The 17,449-nt window shown below is 46.4% G+C and carries 14 protein-coding genes; 8 read left to right on the top strand and 6 right to left on the bottom strand.

Annotation, left to right across the window (positions count from 1 at the left end; genetic code table 11):
* Nucleotides 1-23: 23 nt before the first annotated feature.
* Complete coding sequence (locus tag OM978_RS12640; RefSeq protein ID WP_264342559.1) at nt 24-1,187, top strand: metallophosphoesterase; 1,164 nt, start codon at nt 24-26, stop codon at nt 1,185-1,187.
* Nucleotides 1,188-1,251: 64 nt separating this feature from the next.
* Here the strand turns inward: OM978_RS12640 and OM978_RS12645 are convergent, their stop codons facing one another.
* The 4 genes from OM978_RS12645 to OM978_RS12660 all read right to left on the bottom strand — a co-directional run bounded on the left by OM978_RS12645 (nt 1,252) and on the right by OM978_RS12660 (nt 5,002).
* Nucleotides 1,252-2,007: an NUDIX hydrolase gene (locus tag OM978_RS12645; RefSeq protein ID WP_264342560.1), complete on the bottom strand. Its 756-nt coding sequence runs from the start codon at nt 2,005-2,007 to the stop codon at nt 1,252-1,254.
* A 125-nt stretch (nt 2,008-2,132) separates the two neighbouring features.
* Complete coding sequence (locus OM978_RS12650) at nt 2,133-3,335, bottom strand: ABC transporter permease (RefSeq protein ID WP_264342561.1); 1,203 nt, start codon at nt 3,333-3,335, stop codon at nt 2,133-2,135.
* Nucleotides 3,336-4,136, bottom strand: a complete 801-nt coding sequence (locus OM978_RS12655; protein ID WP_264342562.1) for an ATP-binding cassette domain-containing protein — start codon at nt 4,134-4,136, stop codon at nt 3,336-3,338.
* On the bottom strand, nt 4,133-5,002 hold the full coding sequence (locus tag OM978_RS12660) for a DUF3025 domain-containing protein (RefSeq protein ID WP_264342563.1): 870 nt from the start codon (nt 5,000-5,002) through the stop codon (nt 4,133-4,135). The genes OM978_RS12655 and OM978_RS12660 overlap by 4 nt, the downstream gene beginning before the upstream one ends.
* 286 nt (nt 5,003-5,288) lie before the next feature.
* Between OM978_RS12660 and asnB the strand changes: the two genes are divergently transcribed.
* The 5 genes from asnB (at nt 5,289) to OM978_RS12685 (ending at nt 10,603) form a co-directional block, all read left to right on the top strand.
* Nucleotides 5,289-6,953 (top strand): asparagine synthase B, encoded by a 1,665-nt coding sequence (gene asnB / locus OM978_RS12665; protein WP_264342564.1) that lies wholly within the window; start codon nt 5,289-5,291, stop codon nt 6,951-6,953.
* 434 nt (nt 6,954-7,387) lie between these two features.
* The gene (locus OM978_RS12670; protein ID WP_264342565.1) at nt 7,388-9,406 is read left to right on the top strand and encodes a hypothetical protein; all 2,019 of its coding nucleotides are present in this window, start codon (nt 7,388-7,390) and stop codon (nt 9,404-9,406) included.
* The gene (locus OM978_RS12675; RefSeq protein WP_264342566.1) at nt 9,369-9,617 is read left to right on the top strand and encodes a VF530 family protein; all 249 of its coding nucleotides are present in this window, start codon (nt 9,369-9,371) and stop codon (nt 9,615-9,617) included. Before OM978_RS12670 ends, OM978_RS12675 begins: the two co-directional genes overlap by 38 nt.
* 219 nt (nt 9,618-9,836) lie before the next feature.
* Nucleotides 9,837-10,160, top strand: coding sequence for a DUF6968 family protein (locus OM978_RS12680; protein WP_264342567.1), 324 nt, complete (start codon nt 9,837-9,839; stop codon nt 10,158-10,160).
* 68 nt (nt 10,161-10,228) lie between these two features.
* A complete protein-coding gene (locus tag OM978_RS12685; RefSeq protein WP_264342568.1) occupies nt 10,229-10,603 on the top strand; it encodes a plasmid pRiA4b ORF-3 family protein in 375 nt (124 codons plus the stop codon).
* Nucleotides 10,604-10,676: 73 nt separating this feature from the next.
* Here OM978_RS12685 and OM978_RS12690 read toward each other — a convergent pair whose 3' ends face one another.
* Nucleotides 10,677-13,568: a di-heme oxidoredictase family protein gene (locus tag OM978_RS12690; RefSeq protein WP_264342569.1), complete on the bottom strand. Its 2,892-nt coding sequence runs from the start codon at nt 13,566-13,568 to the stop codon at nt 10,677-10,679.
* Between the two features lie 487 nt (nt 13,569-14,055).
* Nucleotides 14,056-14,751, bottom strand: a complete 696-nt coding sequence (locus OM978_RS12695) for a pirin family protein (RefSeq protein WP_264342570.1) — start codon at nt 14,749-14,751, stop codon at nt 14,056-14,058.
* 247 nt (nt 14,752-14,998) lie between these two features.
* On the opposite strand from OM978_RS12695, the gene OM978_RS12700 reads away from it, so the two are divergent.
* Nucleotides 14,999-15,589, top strand: coding sequence for a LemA family protein (locus OM978_RS12700; protein WP_264342571.1), 591 nt, complete (start codon nt 14,999-15,001; stop codon nt 15,587-15,589).
* A 5-nt stretch (nt 15,590-15,594) separates the two neighbouring features.
* The gene (locus OM978_RS12705) at nt 15,595-17,442 is read left to right on the top strand and encodes a M48 family metallopeptidase (RefSeq protein WP_264342572.1); all 1,848 of its coding nucleotides are present in this window, start codon (nt 15,595-15,597) and stop codon (nt 17,440-17,442) included.
* Nucleotides 17,443-17,449 lie beyond the last annotated feature (7 nt).

The following is a 17,449-nucleotide window of genomic DNA, read 5'->3' on the forward strand; positions in this document are numbered from 1 at the left end:
ACATCAACCACAAGGAGCTAGTGATGTCTCTTATTCTGACCAATTTAAAACATTTCGCAGTCACCTTTTTATTATTGCTGGTGACACTGGTCTGCTTTGGTTTATTTATAGGCGCTGATGCTCATTTGTTTGAAGACAAACTAGCCTATCAGCTTGATGGTGAAGTACATGTTTTTTATCAGGATAAGCAGACTGTTGCGCTCCGCATCAAAGGTGACAATGACAGTGGTTTTAGTGTTGAGCAGCAAGCTTTTTCTACGGTGGCTGACAACAGGATTGAGGTGCAGTTCCCAGAAGACAATAGCAGTTTTACTGTAGAGATTGCTGAAGATATCCAGACTCCAAATACCATTTATAACGACGGCGAGCCTATAGTTGCACTTTCGGATATCGAAAGTGGTTTTGCCACATTCCGTCAGTTTTTAGTCAGCCACGGCATTGCAGATAAGCAGCTAAACTGGACCTTTGGCAAAGGTCATCTGGTTTTAGTGGGTGATTTTGTCGATCGGGGCGCTTCTGCTACACAAGTGTTATGGGCTATCTATAAGCTAGAGCAATCCGCGAAGCAATCGGGCGGACAAGTGCATTTTGTGATAGGCAACCACGAAATCAAAAACCTGCAGGGTAATTTTCAATCAGCCAATGAAAAATACTTTTATATCGCAGGTATTCTTGGCAAACAGCAGTTTCAGTTATTTGATGATAATGCGCTTCTGGGCCGCTGGTTGGCAGCAAAAAACGTGCTGGAAATAATTAATGGTGTGGCTTTTGTGCATGGCGGGCTGCATCCTGATATCGCTAAGTATCAGTTATCGGTGGATGAAATCAATCAGATTGTACGCAAAGGCTACAGAACACTTTATTACACCCCCGTCACAGTCACTAAAGAATCGTTCCTGCAATCGAGCACCACAGGGCCGGCATGGTATAGGGGTTATTTTAAAGATGATTTATCACAGGCTGAGGTAGAACAAGGCTTAAAAGCCGTCCATGCCAACGCTGTTGTGGTGGGTCACACCTTACAAGGCGAAGTGAAAGCGCTGTACAACCATAAGGTGTTTGCCATCAATGTAAGGCACCCCAAAGATTATCTGACCAGTTTTCCACTGCGGGCCAGTGAAGGATTATTGATTAAAGACGGGCAATATTTCCGCTTGTCTGAAGATGGCAGCAGCGAAGCATTGTAAAAGATAAGTAGGATGCAATCGCCAAAGGCAATAATCAACGGTGCATAATTTTCGTTAAAAATGCCTAAACCAAGCCCATAAAAATTTCATAGTCATCCGGGCTTTTCATATAACCCGGTACTTTCTGACTGGAAATCCGCTGGCCGGTTAATGCGGTTTGCACCAGTAATTTGTTGTAAAAGCTGGCGTTTGAGTCAGCCAGATACTCAGCACTGTCGAACCAACGGGCCTGCAGAATTTCGCGGGGATCAGGTTTAGGTTCGGTTTCGTCCGCGGTTAAACGGCACACCATATACAAATTAGAAGCACCAAACTGGCCCTGATGATGATGGCGTAGCCCTAAAAAGCTATCAAAGTGCGCAGCAACACCGGTTTCTTCCAGCACTTCGCGAATGGCGGCGTCTACTAAGTGCTCCCTGGCATCGACCATACCCCCTGGTAACTTAAAATAACCAGGGCTGCGGCCTTCCAAAGGTTTTTCCTGTACCAGTAACACTTTTCCTGATGCGGATAACACCACAGCACCAACCCCAATGCTATGGGTTGCAGCAGATGGTAAATAGCTGTCGGCTTGCAGTTTTTTACTCAGCATTAATTTTTCAGCTGTGCAGTGATGAAAGGCAAAACCAAGTTCAACAGAGACAGAAATCAGCTCAGCACGGGAGGCAGGTAACTCCAGCCACACTAAAGAGTAATGATGGTGCCATGCCTCAACTGACGCAGCTAAACGTCCGGCAAACTCGGCTACCGTATCAGGTAGTTGTTCCGGGCCGATAAAACAGCCGTTGTATGGGTTTACTATCGCATCAAATAACTTCATTTGGGGAGACACTCTGCATATGCCCGGAAACAAGACGGGCGCCGATAAACGACGCCCCTACATTTAATCAGATAGACTTAGTGCGGGGACAAGCCCCGCCCCTACAGCGAACATGCGCGAACATTTTATCTGAACAATACTTTTTCTTTTTGGAACCAGCTGACACAAAAGGCCAGTAATGCGGTCGCTATCACCACTGTCGATCCAAAAATGGCCAGCAGCATACCCAGATCCATAGTACCTTTGATAAGCTCTTTAATTGCCAGCGCCACGTTAGCTACAGGCAACATGGCCATGGCCCAGGTCAGCTCTACACCTGGCATTAACGCCAGAATTAAAGGCATAAAAATAATCATGCTCAAAGGGCCAATGTAGTTTTGTGCTTCTTTAAAACTACGGGCATAAATAGAGAGTGACAGCAGCAAGGATGCAAAAATGGCGGACAATGGGATCAGCATCATCAGGATCAGTAACAGATCAGCCACACCTAAAGTGGACATGGTTTTAGCGACAATATCCACGCCCATTAAAGAGCCAATCACATAACCCCAACCACCAAAGCTGGTGACGGTAATCAGTGCAGAGGCTAATCCTGTGGTCAACACTGTCAGAAACTTACCTAACACAATAGAAGTTCTGCTGATCGGGCATATCAATAAGGTTTCTAAAGTGCCACGCTCTTTCTCACCGGCGCCAATATCAATAGCGGGGTAAGAACAGCCTGCTAAACATAAAGGGATCAGGATATAAGCAATTAAACCACCAATTTTTTCACCTAAATTTTCACGGCTTTCGGCGGTGTTTACTTTTTCCAGTTTCACTGGCTGCAATAATGCATCTACTTTTTCTGCGCTGACACCTAAGCTTTCAAGCTTAGCCAGTTGCAGTTTTTTGCTGTAATCCCGAAGCAACTGATTGAAGTATTTATCAATCATATCGAGCTGTGACGACATGTTGTAAATCACTGTCCATTGGCTTTGCGAAAGGTTGCCAGCATCAGCACTAAAGTCGTCGGCGATAATAATAGCCAAATCAAATTTATCATCACGAATAGCCTGCTTCAGTGCTTCAGGTTCGGTCAACTCAGACTCTACCTTTTTGAAATTCTTATGATAAAACAAAGCTTCTGTCAGCTCTGATGCTTTCTCTGCATTGATAATGACATAACGATGTTCTTCCGCTTCGGCTTTTTTGGCCACATTAGCCACCACCAATCCCATAATGCCAAACAGCACAGGGAAGACAATAATCGGCAGTAAAATGACAAAAAACATGGTTTTTTTATCACGGAGCAGTTCTGTCAGTTCCTTCAAATATACTTGCCACATTTAGTTGTACTCCTTGTTCTGTCCTGCCGGATTAATCACATTCATAAAGGACTGACGTAAATCACCATCCGCACTTAAGGCTTTAAAAGCATCAAAGCTGTCGGAAAACGCGCTAATGCCTTTGTCGATCACCACCACCCGATCACACAAAGAGGCCGCTTCATCCAAATGATGGGTAGAGAAAATAACAGGAGTACCCTGCTTCTTCAGCGAGCGGATAAAATCCAATACCGTTTGGGTGGTCATAATATCCAGACCAGTAGTAGGTTCATCTAAAATAACCACTTTAGGCGAATGCACCACAGCACGGGCTATAGCGGTTTTTTGCTTCATACCGCTGGACATGGCATCGGCTTTGCGGTTAGCAAAGTCGTGCATATTTAGCAAAGTGAATAACTCTTCAATACGCTGTTTTAAGGCTGTTTCGCTCATGCCGTGCAAACGGGCAAAATAAGCGATGTTTTCGTACGCAGTTAAACGGCCATATAAACCAGTGCTGCTGGATAAAAAACCGATTTTTTTCCGTGCCAGTACCGGCTGCTTTAGAACATCTACACCTTCAATCAGCACAGAACCTGAATCCGGCTGCAAAGCGGTAGATAAAATACGTAAGGTGGTGGTTTTACCTGCGCCATTGGGGCCTAATAAACCTAATACTTCGCCGGAGCCGCAATCAAAGCTGACATTGCGTACCGAATGGAAAGCTTCTTTGCTGTAACGCACATCTTGTTTTTCACTGTCCGACAACTTTTGACCACGACTAATGGCAAAAGATTTAGCCAGCGCTTCTATTTTTATCATGCCTTATTCCCTGCTGATGCTTCTGTTGCTTCGGATGAGTCAGGTTTATGTCGTTTTGGTCTGAAGTAGCTGGTATCGGCGTAAAAAGCCTCATCCTGCTCTTTGTACCAACCCGGAACCCCCAACAAAGGTAACGGACTAAGCTGTTGATTATCAAGTAGCAGTTCTGCTTGCACAAGTTGTTTTGCCAATAAATCATCAACAAAATTGTAACCTTTTATACCCTTGGGGAACTCGCTGTGTTCCGGCAATTCAATACACCATAATTTGCCGGTTAAGCCAATAAAGGGTCGGGTCGCCATTTCATAATTGGCATGACCAAAAATAATAGGGTTTAGCTCAGCCCAGAGTTTTTTGTGCTGATAAAAGGCTTGTGTCCATTGATGATCACGTAATAAATCCAGCATAAAACGCTGTGAAGGCCTTACGCAAAGCACCACCCCGCATTCGTCCAGTAAAGTAAGCTTATGCCGCACCTTAGTGCGATCTTTGCTGCCAAACTGCTGAATTTGCGCCATGTGTAACTGATTCATCAGCTGCTTACTTTTGGGGAATAAACACCAAATCAAAGCGCCAAATAAGTCATGCCAGTTGTTCAGACGCATCGGAATTTTCTGGCTTTGCGAAATAAAGTCTTCGTAATAACGACCATCATCGTCAAGCTTTGTGCTGTTTACAAAACTCCAGTCCTGCAATCTGGTGTGCTGATGCAACCATGCCGTCAACAGCTGTGGTGATGGGAAATCAGTCTGCTCTGCTAAAGGAAAAAAAGCGGCCAAAGCACTGAATATGCCGGGCTCAGAAAACAGCTCTGGTAACCATGCTGTCGGGGCTGTGAATCTGGAATTTACGCTATTTTTTTGCATGAATAAGAAAAAACCGTTGGTTGTAGTGAAAGCATACCTTGTCAATTACCTGTAAAAACCTCTTGCAATTTTCTTGTAAGCTGGCAAATTCAAGGGGTACGTTTAGACGTACATACTGCCAAAATTTTTTACCCGTCGTTCTTGACGCCGCAGCTTTGTTACCTGCGTTCGCTCGCCCCAATCACATAGGACAACTATGTTCATGGGGACTCGTTCGCTTGTCGCCGCTCTGCAACGCCAATTACTTAGGGTAAGAGCTTAAATAATTAATTAGAGGTTACTCATCATGTGTTCGATATTTGGGGTGCTTGACATCAAGACTGATGTTAAAGCCTTGCGCCAGCAGGCGCTACAGTTATCTAAATTATTACGTCATCGTGGACCAGACTGGTCAGGCGTATGGAACAACGACCATGCTATTTTAGTGCATGAACGTCTGGCTATCGTAGATACTGAAAATGGCGCCCAGCCCCTGATTAATCCAAATCGAAATCACATTCTGGCAGTGAATGGTGAGATTTATAATCACAAGAATTTAGAGAAAAACTTAACAGTGGACTATCAGTTCCAGACCAAATCGGACTGCGAAGTGATATTACCTTTGTACTTACAGCACGGCGTTGATTTTATCGATCAGCTGCAAGGTATGTTTGCCTTTATTCTGTACGACGCAGAGCAAAACCGTTACCTGATTGCCCGTGACCATATTGGCATTATTCCACTGTATTACGGTTACGACGAACATGGTCAGCTGTATGTGGCGTCTGAATTAAAAGCTCTGGTGCCTGTGTGTAAACAAATGCAGGAATTCCCGCCAGGCCATTACTTTGATAGCAAAGTGGGCAAACTGGTGCAGTATTATCAGCGTGACTGGCAAAGTTTTGATGCAGTCAAAGACAATCCGGCTGACTTAGGCGAATTACGCGCAGCACTTGAGCAAAGCGTAAAAAGCCATTTAATGTCAGACGTGCCTTATGGTGTGTTGTTATCCGGTGGTCTGGATTCGTCACTGATCTCCGCTATTACCCAGCAATTTGCCCGTAATCGCGTGGAAGATGACGGTCAGTCCGAAGCCTGGTGGCCTCGCCTGCACTCTTTTGCCGTAGGTTTACAAGGTTCACCTGATTTAGTAGCAGCGCGTAAAGTAGCGGACAGCATAGGCACAGTGCACCACGAAGTGTTGTTTACTGTGCAGGAAGGTTTAGATTCACTGCGTGACGTGATCTATTTCCTCGAAACCTATGATGTCACCACTATTCGTGCTTCAACCCCTATGTACTTAATGGCCCGTAAAATCAAAGCCATGGGTATTAAAATGGTGTTGTCAGGCGAAGGCTCAGATGAAATTTTTGGTGGTTATTTGTATTTCCACAAAGCGCCTAACGCCAAAGAATTCCATGAAGAAACTTTACGTAAGCTGGACAGGTTGCATATGTTTGACTGCAACCGCGCCAACAAAGCCATGTCGGCCTGGGGTATTGAAGCCCGCGTACCTTTCCTCGACAAGCACTTTATGGATGTCGCTATGCGCTTAAATCCTGAAGCGAAAATGTGTGGCAAAGGCAAAATGGAAAAACACATTTTGCGTCAGGCCTTTGATGGCTTGTTACCTCACGAAATTTTATGGCGCCAAAAAGAGCAGTTCTCAGACGGTGTAGGCTACAGCTGGATTGACAGTTTAAAAGCTCATGCTGAAAAAGAAGTGACGGATCAGCAAATGGCAACAGCGGCTTTCCGCTTCCCGGTCAACACTCCGGATAGCAAAGAAGCCTATTACTATAGGGTGATCTTTGAAGAGCATTTCCCACACACAGGCGCAATTTCCTGTGTACCAGGTGGTAAGTCGGTCGCTTGTTCTACTCCTGAAGCTTTGGCATGGGATGCGAAAATGGCACAAATGACAGACCCATCAGGGCGTGCTGTACGAGACGTCCACGAACAAGGTTATTAAAATACCCTGCGTTCTTGAAGCTGCAACTTTGTTGACCGCGTTCAGTCCATATTTGTTTTTCCAGGACGGGCGCGGATAAACAGTGCCCCTACACGTCGCCTCGTTGCAACATCAATGACTTTGGGTATTAACTTGAGTTCAAAACTGTAGGGGTGGGGCTTGTTCCCACCCGTCTTGTGATACCGCGATGTTACTCGAAAATACCACGGCACTGATGGAAGGGCCGGAACAAGCCACGGCCCTTCCACTTGAGTCCGTCTTAAGTTTAAGTACTGCTTTTCTATGGCTTTTCTTTTCATCCTCTGCTATTCCTCAATTGATTGTATTTTTTTTCGGCGAATAATGCGTTTTTATCGGGTTTCGCTAGCGAAATAGTCCGGTAGATCGTATGTTAGGCGCCATCTGAATATGCCCTGAATTATGGATCTAAGACTGTGATCAATTTATCCAAATCCCTGTTCACTTTGGTGGTACTTGCCAGCTTAAGTGGGGATCTGAATGCAGAAACGGCTCTGACAGGTCAATGGCTGACCGACTTAGAAAAACAAACTTTACTCGACCCACAAACCTCAGGTGTCACCTTCCGTAAAGGTGAGCTGGTGGTGGTGGGCGATCAAAGTGCGCATGAAACCAACAGGATGAAACTGTTCCGTATCGACCCGAATACAGCAGCAGCTATAACTCAGCCTATTCAAATTACTATTGCCGACAGCTTAAAAAACAGCTGCTTTTACAACTATTTAGCAGATAAGCCAGATTTGGAAGCTTTGACATGGGACAGATTGGACGACACCACTTTAATTACGGTGACCGAAGATGCGTCTGCTTATCAGCTAAGCAACGAGTGCGCTAAAAAGTTTAACCAGTCCAACTCTACAGCTTACCCGACTCTACTGTTAAAAATTCAGGTCGACAGTGCTTTAACCCGCGCTGAAATAGTGGCCGTGCGGCCCGTGCAATTTCCACTGGAAACCAAAGTAGGTAATTTCCCGAATGACGGCATTGAAGGTTTAGCTGTAGATGATCACCAGAACCTATATCTGGCGCTGGAGCAAGATATTGCCAATAAGCCTAAGCTATTTAAAACCCGTTTAACTCAGGATTTCTGGCTGCGCGATAACTTTGTCAAAGTGATAGACGCTAATCTGACCTTACCTGTACTGGATGACAACGATCACCCTATTAATGGCATTGAATTTTTACCCAGCCCTATTTTAGGCCACCCGGGTTATTTAGTGGCGGTGGCGCGTAATGATGACGAGTTATGGGTGTTCGATTTAACCAACCGTATTCCGCCTTATGTTCAAAAGCTGAGCTTTTATGTTAGTACAGACGACAGTGGCCTTTGCCCAGCCTATGACAAGTTGGTGCAAACAGCGCTGGAAGCCGTGACTATCAGCAACGGTACTGTGTATTTAATTAACGACCCTTGGAAGCAGCATTACGCTGATAATATTCAGTGTGGCACTCATACCGATAAATTTAAACGTATGTCACCGCTGCTGTTTAAAATGCCGGTTGACCCGCGTTGGTACACACCGTACCGGCCTAAAACTCAAACCGCCTTACCTTCGATCAGTGGTTTAGCGGCTTTGGATCAAAATCATTATCTGGCAGTGCAGGATAAAAAAATTCAGCGTCAGGGCGACCGCTTAACCTTAATTCAGGTCAATCAGGATCAGCAATTGACAGCCCAAAGCTTGTTTGTGACCAACTGGCCAGCCGGTCAGGCATCCAACGACTTAGAGGCCGTTTGCGCTTTACCTGGTCAGAATGGCGAGTTTTTAATGGCAGAAAGTGGTACCTGGCAAGGTTCTTTTGGCCGCCTGTTTCATATCAAAGTATTCCCAACCTATGCACAGGTACTGAATACTTTTGAGTTACCGGTCGAGCGCGACAGCAGCCCGGAGCAGGATGGCGATAACTTTGAAGGTTTGGCTTGTGTAAAAAAAGATGTGAACCGTTATCTGGTGATTTTAGGTGAACGTGGCACAGCCACAGCAGCCGGATTTTTACAATGGGGTGAACTGGACATGGCAGCAGCCAACATTCAGTGGAACGGCCAGAAAATTCAGGTGACAGGACCAACCGCACTTAAAAACCGCAATTACAACAGAGTGATAGCCGACTTACATCTGGAAGGCGATGTACTTTGGGCCAGCGCAGTGCTCGATAGCTCAGACAATGGCCCTTTCACCAGTGCAGTGTATCCGCTTGCGCTGGTGAACGTTGCGGCAAAACAACCCATCAGTTTAATGGCGGAGCGACCAGTGTTATGGCAAATCGATGGCTTTAAAGTAGAAGCTTTAGCCAGCCCAAGCCCATTGATCCCGGGTTCAGCCTTGATTATTGGCACAGACGATGAAAACTACCACGGCCAGTTCCGGCCCTTAGCGACTACAGAGCAAAGTCCATATGGCAACCCAAGCCCCAAACCAGCCACAACAAAATAACCCGCTGCACGGTTTTACCCTGCAGCAAATTCTGGAGTTACTGGTTGAACATCAAGGCGGCTTTGCTCCTTTAGCAAAGCAAATACCGCTAAAATGCTTCAGCTCCAACCCCAGCATCAAATCCAGCCTGACGTTTTTACGCAAAACGCCCTGGGCCAGAACGCAAGTGGAAGAGTTGTTTATCAAACTGAAGTTATACCAAAAAGGCTAGCCGCAAGGCTGGCTTTTTCGTTTCCGATGCTGATGCATTTATCTTTTACACACTTCACTGAGCAGGCTGAACCTGTAGCATTTTATATTTTCGAATAGAAAATTGTTGAAACCGCTACGTAGCGCCGTTAAGTTAAAAACTGTTATCAGAGCTAGATCTAACCTGATTATCAGCCTTATCTTCCGGATTTGGGCCGATAAATAGCTCAATGGAAAATACATGCATTTAGCAACCAGTGAATACATAGCAAAAAACCCTGTTGGTCAGTCCGTGCCTGTTGTGTTCAATCTTTACGCGCCGGAGCTTGATCCTTTGTCTGAACAGGGCGATTATCGCTGTAAAATTGAAATTCCGGCGATTTCATTCGAAAAGTATGCCTATGGTGTCGACTCGCTGCAGGCCTTATGTTTAGCGGTTGAAACCTTGAGGCTGACTATGAGTTCTTTGCAGTCCGATGGCTGGCGTTTTTATTTTCCACAGCATCAGGATCATCACTTTGATTTGCTGTCTGCATATTTTCCCAGATCAGACGTACAGCTATAATGCCTTACATATCAGTTGAGGCATAACAAAGGTCAAAACAAACTCCATCATTAAAGAGGACCAGCAGTTTGGAGATATACACCATAGAAATCACCCTTCCATTCAAAGCCAAAACGCCGTGGCGCCGCGTGATTGAAGTGGAAGACGACACGCCCTTTTTTGAATTGCACTATTTTATCCAGACCATGGTGAAGTTTGATAATGACCACTTGTACGAGTTTCATATTGCCAAAACTCCAGGCCGGAACACTCAGCGTATTGATGATGGCAAAATGCTGAACGAGGTATACCCGCTGGTCGGCAGTAAGGTGTTTTATCTATTTGATTTTGGTGATTGCTGGTTATTTCAATTTAAAAAATTACGCAAAAAAGCTGAAAAACAACCTCGGGTAAAATACCCAAGAGTGATTGAGTCTGAGGGCCGAAACCCAAGGCAGTACTAATTGACTAAATAACTAAATAAAAAAAGCCCGGCGAAGTTTATCCGCGCCGGGCTTTTTTTTATCCCTATTCGAATTACAAAGACTTCAGGAAAGTAAGCAGCGCTTCACGTTCGGCTGTAGGCAGGTTCACAAAGCGGTTTTTGATCACTTCAGCTTCGCCGCCGTGCCATAAAATAGCTTCGGTTAAGGTACGGGCGCGGCCATCATGTAAATACCCTGCCGGAACACCTCCAGCCACAAACTGGGTATAGCCTATGCCCCACAGCGCTGATGTTCTCCACATACTGCCGCTAGCCAGGCCTTCGGTGAAGTTATCAGCAAGGCCAGGCCCCATATCATGCAGCAATAGGTCGGTGTAAGGTTTAATGTTCTGATTACGCACTTCGTCAAACTCAGAGCGCTCGCTGGTTTTCACTTCACTGACGTGACACGCCACGCAGCGAATATCTTTAAAGACTTTTTCGCCAGCCGCTATTTTGGCAGGGTCAACATCCAGATAAGTCAAAGGTGACACCCCTTTAGGGAAACCACTGACCACGCTGCGCTGTGCGGGCACACCCAATAAATACAGGTATTGCGTCATAGCCGTGACAGCTTCATCTGGCAAACCAGGTTCTGCTGTGGCCGGATCGCAGTGTTGTGGGCCAGCCAGACAGTCCAGTTTAGGATAGACAGAAGAAGTCACCGCCATATCCAGCAGCGCAGCATTGGTCACCTGATGACGCAAGCTGACTTTGCCAGCTTTCCAGCCGTAGCGGCCTAACCGCACTTCTCCGGTTTGGGGATCATACGCATAGTTGGCAGTGCCCAACACACCGTCAGCATCTGGTGTGCTGCGGACTCTGGATAAAATAGTTTCATCAGAAATCGCTTCCAATAACCCCATACCAATCAATGGCTGCGCTTGACGTATAGAATGCACAGCAGGTTCTGGTCCCTCAAACGCAATAGTGGCTTTACGCAGCTCAACTTGTGTGCCGTCGGCAAGACTGACGTTACTGCTGACGAAATCAGAAACCCAGGCCGCGTTCCCCCAGTTTTGTATTGCTCCTGTTTCGATAGAGCGGGCATTCATTTGCAGTGCCTGACCATAAATCGGATGAGGCAGGTAATGGCCATTGGCGTCAGTACCTGTAGCTCCAACCCGCACAGCCATGGTATCCAGTTTCTGGTTACGCACAGTAGGTGCCACGCTGCGGCCATTATTGACATGACAGTTAAAACAGGATGACTGATTAAAACGCGGGCCTTGCAACTGACGGCCTGCGTCATTGCGATCATTGCCATCTTCGTTATGATCTCCTGACCATAAGTTGGTATGCAACCAACGGCGACCTTCCATAAAACGTTGCATATTCTGCATGCCTATCGTGTTATGCGGCTGCTGGAACATAAAGGTTGGGTTGTCGGCATAGTCAAAAGAAATAGAACCCAGCCCCCCTTGCAGCGTGCTTTCGGGCAAAGGTTCATTCATCAGACGCGGCTGCACACCGTACCAGGGCCTTAAGCCTTTGCCCATCACGTACGTCAGCTCGTTGGTATAATAACGGAAAGCCCCGTTGTCACCTATAGCATCCATGGCCTCACGGGTAGAGAAAAACGAGCCAGTAAACTCAATCACATCACCTTTTTTCAGCACACGGGAGTCCACATAACTACCATTAGGTGCCAAGACGCCATCAGCGTTGGCGGAAAGCGCTCTGTGCCCAGGATAACGGTCGAACACCACACTACAGCCGTCATTAGCGCCAATCACGCCGTTGTAACCGCTGTCAGGGCGTAATAAAACGCCATTGGCTGGTTTAGCCACTACAGGGCAGGCTGCACCTGGATCCTGATAAGTCGAGTCATCTAATAAATCCCCAGGGCTCATCCAGCCAAAACCTGTGACGCCTGGCTCATCAAAACGACGGACAAAAGAGTGCCCGCCGCCCTTTTGGGCTTGCTGATAATACTGATTCACTACAATACGGGGCTCAGTCACACCAGGGACATTGCTGTTATCAATAAACTCCACACCCCAGGTGCGGTTTTTAAAGTAGTTGGCGATAAAATTCAAATGTGCGCCAGGTCCCTTGTTTCTTGGTTTACCAGCGGCATCTACTGTGTCATTGACACCATAGCCAATTTCGTTCCAGTCTTCGCCCCGTTCACGGGCATGACGGGAGCGCCCCACCATCCCAAAACGGGTTACCAGTGTGCCATCAGCTAAGGTAAAGCGAACCATTTCAATTGGCTCAGCAGGTGCTGGTAATGGCGTACGTCCTGCTCCGCTTAAAGGGTAAGATAAAGCTGACGTGCTCAGTTCTGGCATCGAGTTTGAACTGTCAGGCGCTTTAAATTCGGCCTCAAACAAAGAATAACCATACTGAGTTTTACGGGTGATGCCCTGAATGCGCAGGTAGCGGGCGTTTATATCCAGATTAAAAAATTCCTCTGTCTTGCCTTGCGACGCGACTATATAGCGGAGCTGATACCAGTTCTGCGCATCATCTGATACGTAAACAGCATATTCATCAGCATGAGCATTTTCCCAATGCAGCGTCATCATCCCTATGGCCGTTTTCGCGCCAAAGTCAAACTGAAGCCAGGCATTGTCGGCATCGGTAATATCATCACCCCATGCACTTTCCCATCTACTGGTCAAGTCTCCGTCTATGGCTTTGGCTGCGGTATTATTTCCGTTCTCATCGCCGGAAGAACTGGCATTAGCGACTGAGATTGGCTGAGCAGCAGCTATTCTGAGAAAATTGTCCGGTATTCTTAAGGATGCAGGTGGCGGAGGTAACGAAGGAGCTCCCACTTTAGGCAGAGCAGCTGTTTTCACATCAGGCAGCCCCTCAAGCTCGGGCTCTGGCAACTCCTCTGTAGGCGGAGTCTCTTCAGGTGGAGGAGTCTCTTCAGGCGGTGGCACTTCTGTTGGCGGCGGAGTCTCCACAGGTGGTGTCACTACAGGAGGAGTCACTACGGGGGGGTACCTGAACCTGAGTCATCAGGCACTGTACTACTGTCACCGCCACCGCCGCATGCTGCAACGGATAATGCAAACAAAGGCACAATCAGCCAACGCTTTCGTTTTAACCTGTTTTCATCTGATTGAACAACAGAACAAGGACTCATACCAATAACTCCAAAATGACACAGTACAAAATTTCACCCCTTGAATAAGATAACAGAGTGAGGTCGCATTTAACCAAAGCGACTACAAGTCACCGGATCATGAGGCAATACCCGGTCTTTTTATGTAATTAATTGTACATTGCTCAACCTTGCGGCCTTTGCATCTTAACAGTTGAGTGAGGTTCAGGTGGTTTGGTCATACCACTGACAGGTAGCGGGACACGTTTTAAGCATCAAGTCTTCGAAAGACAGGAAGTACTGTAGTTTTTCCAGCATAAAAGGATGCCTTTACAGCATCCTTTTATTGTTTATAAAAAATAATCAGGCATTCATCACGCAGGCAAATCAAACCACAGGGCTCTGACAGGTTCAGATCCTGCTTTCGCTGTTAACTCTGTGAACTGAGTCAACTTGATACCATCCCCCGGATTTAACTGCTGACCAGCAATACTTAGCTCGCCGTTAATCAGATGCAGGTAGTATGCCCTGCCCGGCTTTACCGGCATCAGGTGCTGATCTGCCGCCACTAAAATCAGCTGCGACAAGCTGGCGTCCTGTCTGATGGTTAAGGTACCGTTGCGGCCATCTGGCGTAATCACTTCCGTCAAACCAGGCAATTGACCAAAGTCTTTTTGCTGATAACCTGGCGCGCCATTCAATTGATTTGGTTGGATCCAAATTTGTAAAAACTTCAGCCTCTCGCTAGTGCTGGCGTTGTATTCACTATGTGAAATACCTTTACCTGCGCTCATCAGCTGAAATTCGCCCGCTGGCAATATTTCTTCATTACCTGCTGAGTCTTTATGGGCGATTTTGCCTTCCAGTACATAGCTGATAATTTCCATATTTTTATGACTATGGGTAGGAAAACCAGCACCTGCTGATACTTCGTCGTCATTAATCACTCTAAGTTCTGAAAAACCCATCTGTTTTGGATTGTAGTAATCGCCAAAAGAGAAAGTATGTTGGCTTTTCAACCAACCAAAGTGAGCTCTGCCGCGTTCGGTCGAACGGATAATTTCAAACATTTTGTATTCCTTTTGTTCTTTAATATTCTTGAATAAACTCACTATAGAGACAAAAAGAGCAGGAGAAAAACGGATAAATCTGAAGGTTCAATTCAAAATTTATGAACATCAGTATTATCGATATTTAGCTATGGCGAAAAGTGATTTCTGTGGTTCAGACCGCAACAGCTTATTGATGCTATTCAACTAATTTTTACAATGCTAGAGTAGAACTTGTTAAATCCTATCATTGGAAGAAGGAAACCCCATGACCACCATTATTACCTTAGTGATTGCAGTCGTTATTTTGTTTTTTATCGTCAGTATCTACAATCAGCTGGTCAAGCTGAAAAATCGTTTCCAAAATGCGTTTGCTCAAATAGAAGTGCAGTTAAAACGCCGTTACGACTTAATACCTAATCTGGTGGAAACCGCCAAAGCTTATATGTCGCATGAGCGCGAAACATTGGAAGCCGTTATTGCAGCGCGTAACAGCGCTATGACTCAATTAACAGCCGCCGCTGCCCAGCCTGGTGATGCGGCGGCTATCAGCCAACTGGCCGGTGCTGAATCTGCGCTGCAAGGTGCCATGACTAAATTCAGTATGGTGATGGAAGCCTACCCTGATTTAAAAGCCAATCAGAACATGATGCAGCTGACGGAAGAGCTAACCAGCACTGAAAACAAAGTCGCCTTTGCACGTCAGGCTTTTAATGACGCAGTGACTGAATACAACAGCTACAAACAAAGTTTCCCTCCGGTGATTTTCGCGGGTTTCTTTGGTCATCAAAACGATGCCAAGCTGCTGGAATTTGCTGACAGCGCGGCTATCCAGGCTGCACCTAAAGTCAGTTTTTAAACTCTATGGCTACTAATTTTTTTACGGCTCAGGATCAGGCGCGCAGCAATACCAAATTGCTGGTTTTTCTGTTTGTTTTAGCCGTGATCACTCTGCTGGTGCTCACTAATCTGTTGGTGATGATCACCTTAGGTGTGATGGAGCCACAACAGTATCAGTTGTTATTAAGGCCGCAGGATCCGCTTTGGTTTGACGCCTTGCCATGGGAAATGATGGGTTGGGTCAGCTTGTTTGTATTTCTGATCATCGCTGCGGTGATCAGCATCAAACAGGCTGAATTAAGTCAGGGTGGCCAGGTGGTCGCCAAAGCGCTGGGAGGACGTCTGGTTGAATATCATCTCGCCGACGATAAACAGCGGCGTTTGCTGAATGTGGTCGAAGAAATGGCGATCGCAGCCGGAGTACCAGTACCGCCAGTTTATTTAACACCAGAATCTTCCATCAATGCGTTTGCCGCGGGTTATTCGCCGGCAGATGCAGTGATAGGTATCACTCAAGGTTGCCTGAACCTACTGGACCGGGATCAATTGCAAGGGGTCATAGCTCATGAGTTCAGTCATATTTTAAACGGTGATATGAGGCTGAATATTCGCCTGATAGCCTTGCTGCATGGCATAGAGTTTATTGGTCACGCCGGTTATTTTTTACTGCGCAGCAGTGGCCGCAGAAATGCAGTGATTGCCAGTAGTTCAAAATCTAAGGACAACGGCGGTGGCATTCTTGGTCTGGCGCTGGGGTTAATGGTCTTGGGTTATTTGGGGACTTTTTTTGGCAGCATCATTAAAGCAGCTGTCAGTCGCCAACGTGAATTTTTAGCCGACGCCAGCGCTGTGCAATTTACCCGTAATCCTGCAGGTATAGCAGGAGCGCTGAAAGCTATTGGAGGTGCGAGCTACGGCAGTAGGGTAAAAAACCCCAATGCTGATGAAATGAGTCACTTATTTTTTGGCGAAGCTATCAGTCGTTGGAGTAGTTTATTTGCCACACACCCGCCTTTACCTCTGCGGATCAAACGGCTGGACCCGGGTTGGAACGGGGTTTTTCCGACAGAAACACTATTAAAACAACAAAGCAGCGCTGAACCATCCGCTACGGCTAAAACAAGTCAACAAAAAACAGCTGCTGTACTGACCGCATTGCCGGCGTTTTTGCTGCACAGCAGCCGCCACGCCCCTTCTGCTCCCGCTTTGTGTTGTGCCTGCCTTATTCAGACTGAACATCTGGCCAAGCAATGGGCTATGGTCAAAGCTCTGGGCGACCATCAGCTGATGCAGAACGTTGATAAACTGTACGACGATGTCAGCCGTTTATCAGGCAAACAAAAACTGCAGTTACTACAAATTGCGGTACCGGGTTTAAAGCAGCTGTCAGAGGTGCAGTTTGTTGAATTTCAGCAGCTGTGTCAAAACCTGAGCCGTTGTGATGGCGAAGAGGATTTATTGGAGTGGGCCTTATTAAATTGGCTACAACACTGTGTAGGCAGTCAGTTTAATCCTTCGTTGTTGCATCGCCGGGATCAAAGTAGCAGTATTGATCAGGTGCAGCAGCCTGTACTGGCACTGCTGTCTTTGTGTGCACAACAAGCTACACATGAAGAATTACAGGAGCAATCCTGGAAAATTGGCTTAGAAGTGCTGGGGTTGCCCACTTCAACAGCTCGCCCCCTTGTCAGTTTTCAGCTGTTAAGCGAACAATTACCAGCCCTTATTCACAGTTCACCCAAAGTGAAACAGCAGCTATGGCAAATGCTGAAAATAGCGGTTCAAGCTGACGAACTGGTGAATGAACAGGAAGAGTTGTTATTGCATGCGCTGGTTTTGTTACTGGAACTCCCTGTCAGTCCAGAGGCGTGACGCTAAC

Source organism: Rheinheimera sp. MM224, from assembly GCF_947090785.1.
Taxonomy (GTDB): domain Bacteria; phylum Pseudomonadota; class Gammaproteobacteria; order Enterobacterales; family Alteromonadaceae; genus Pararheinheimera.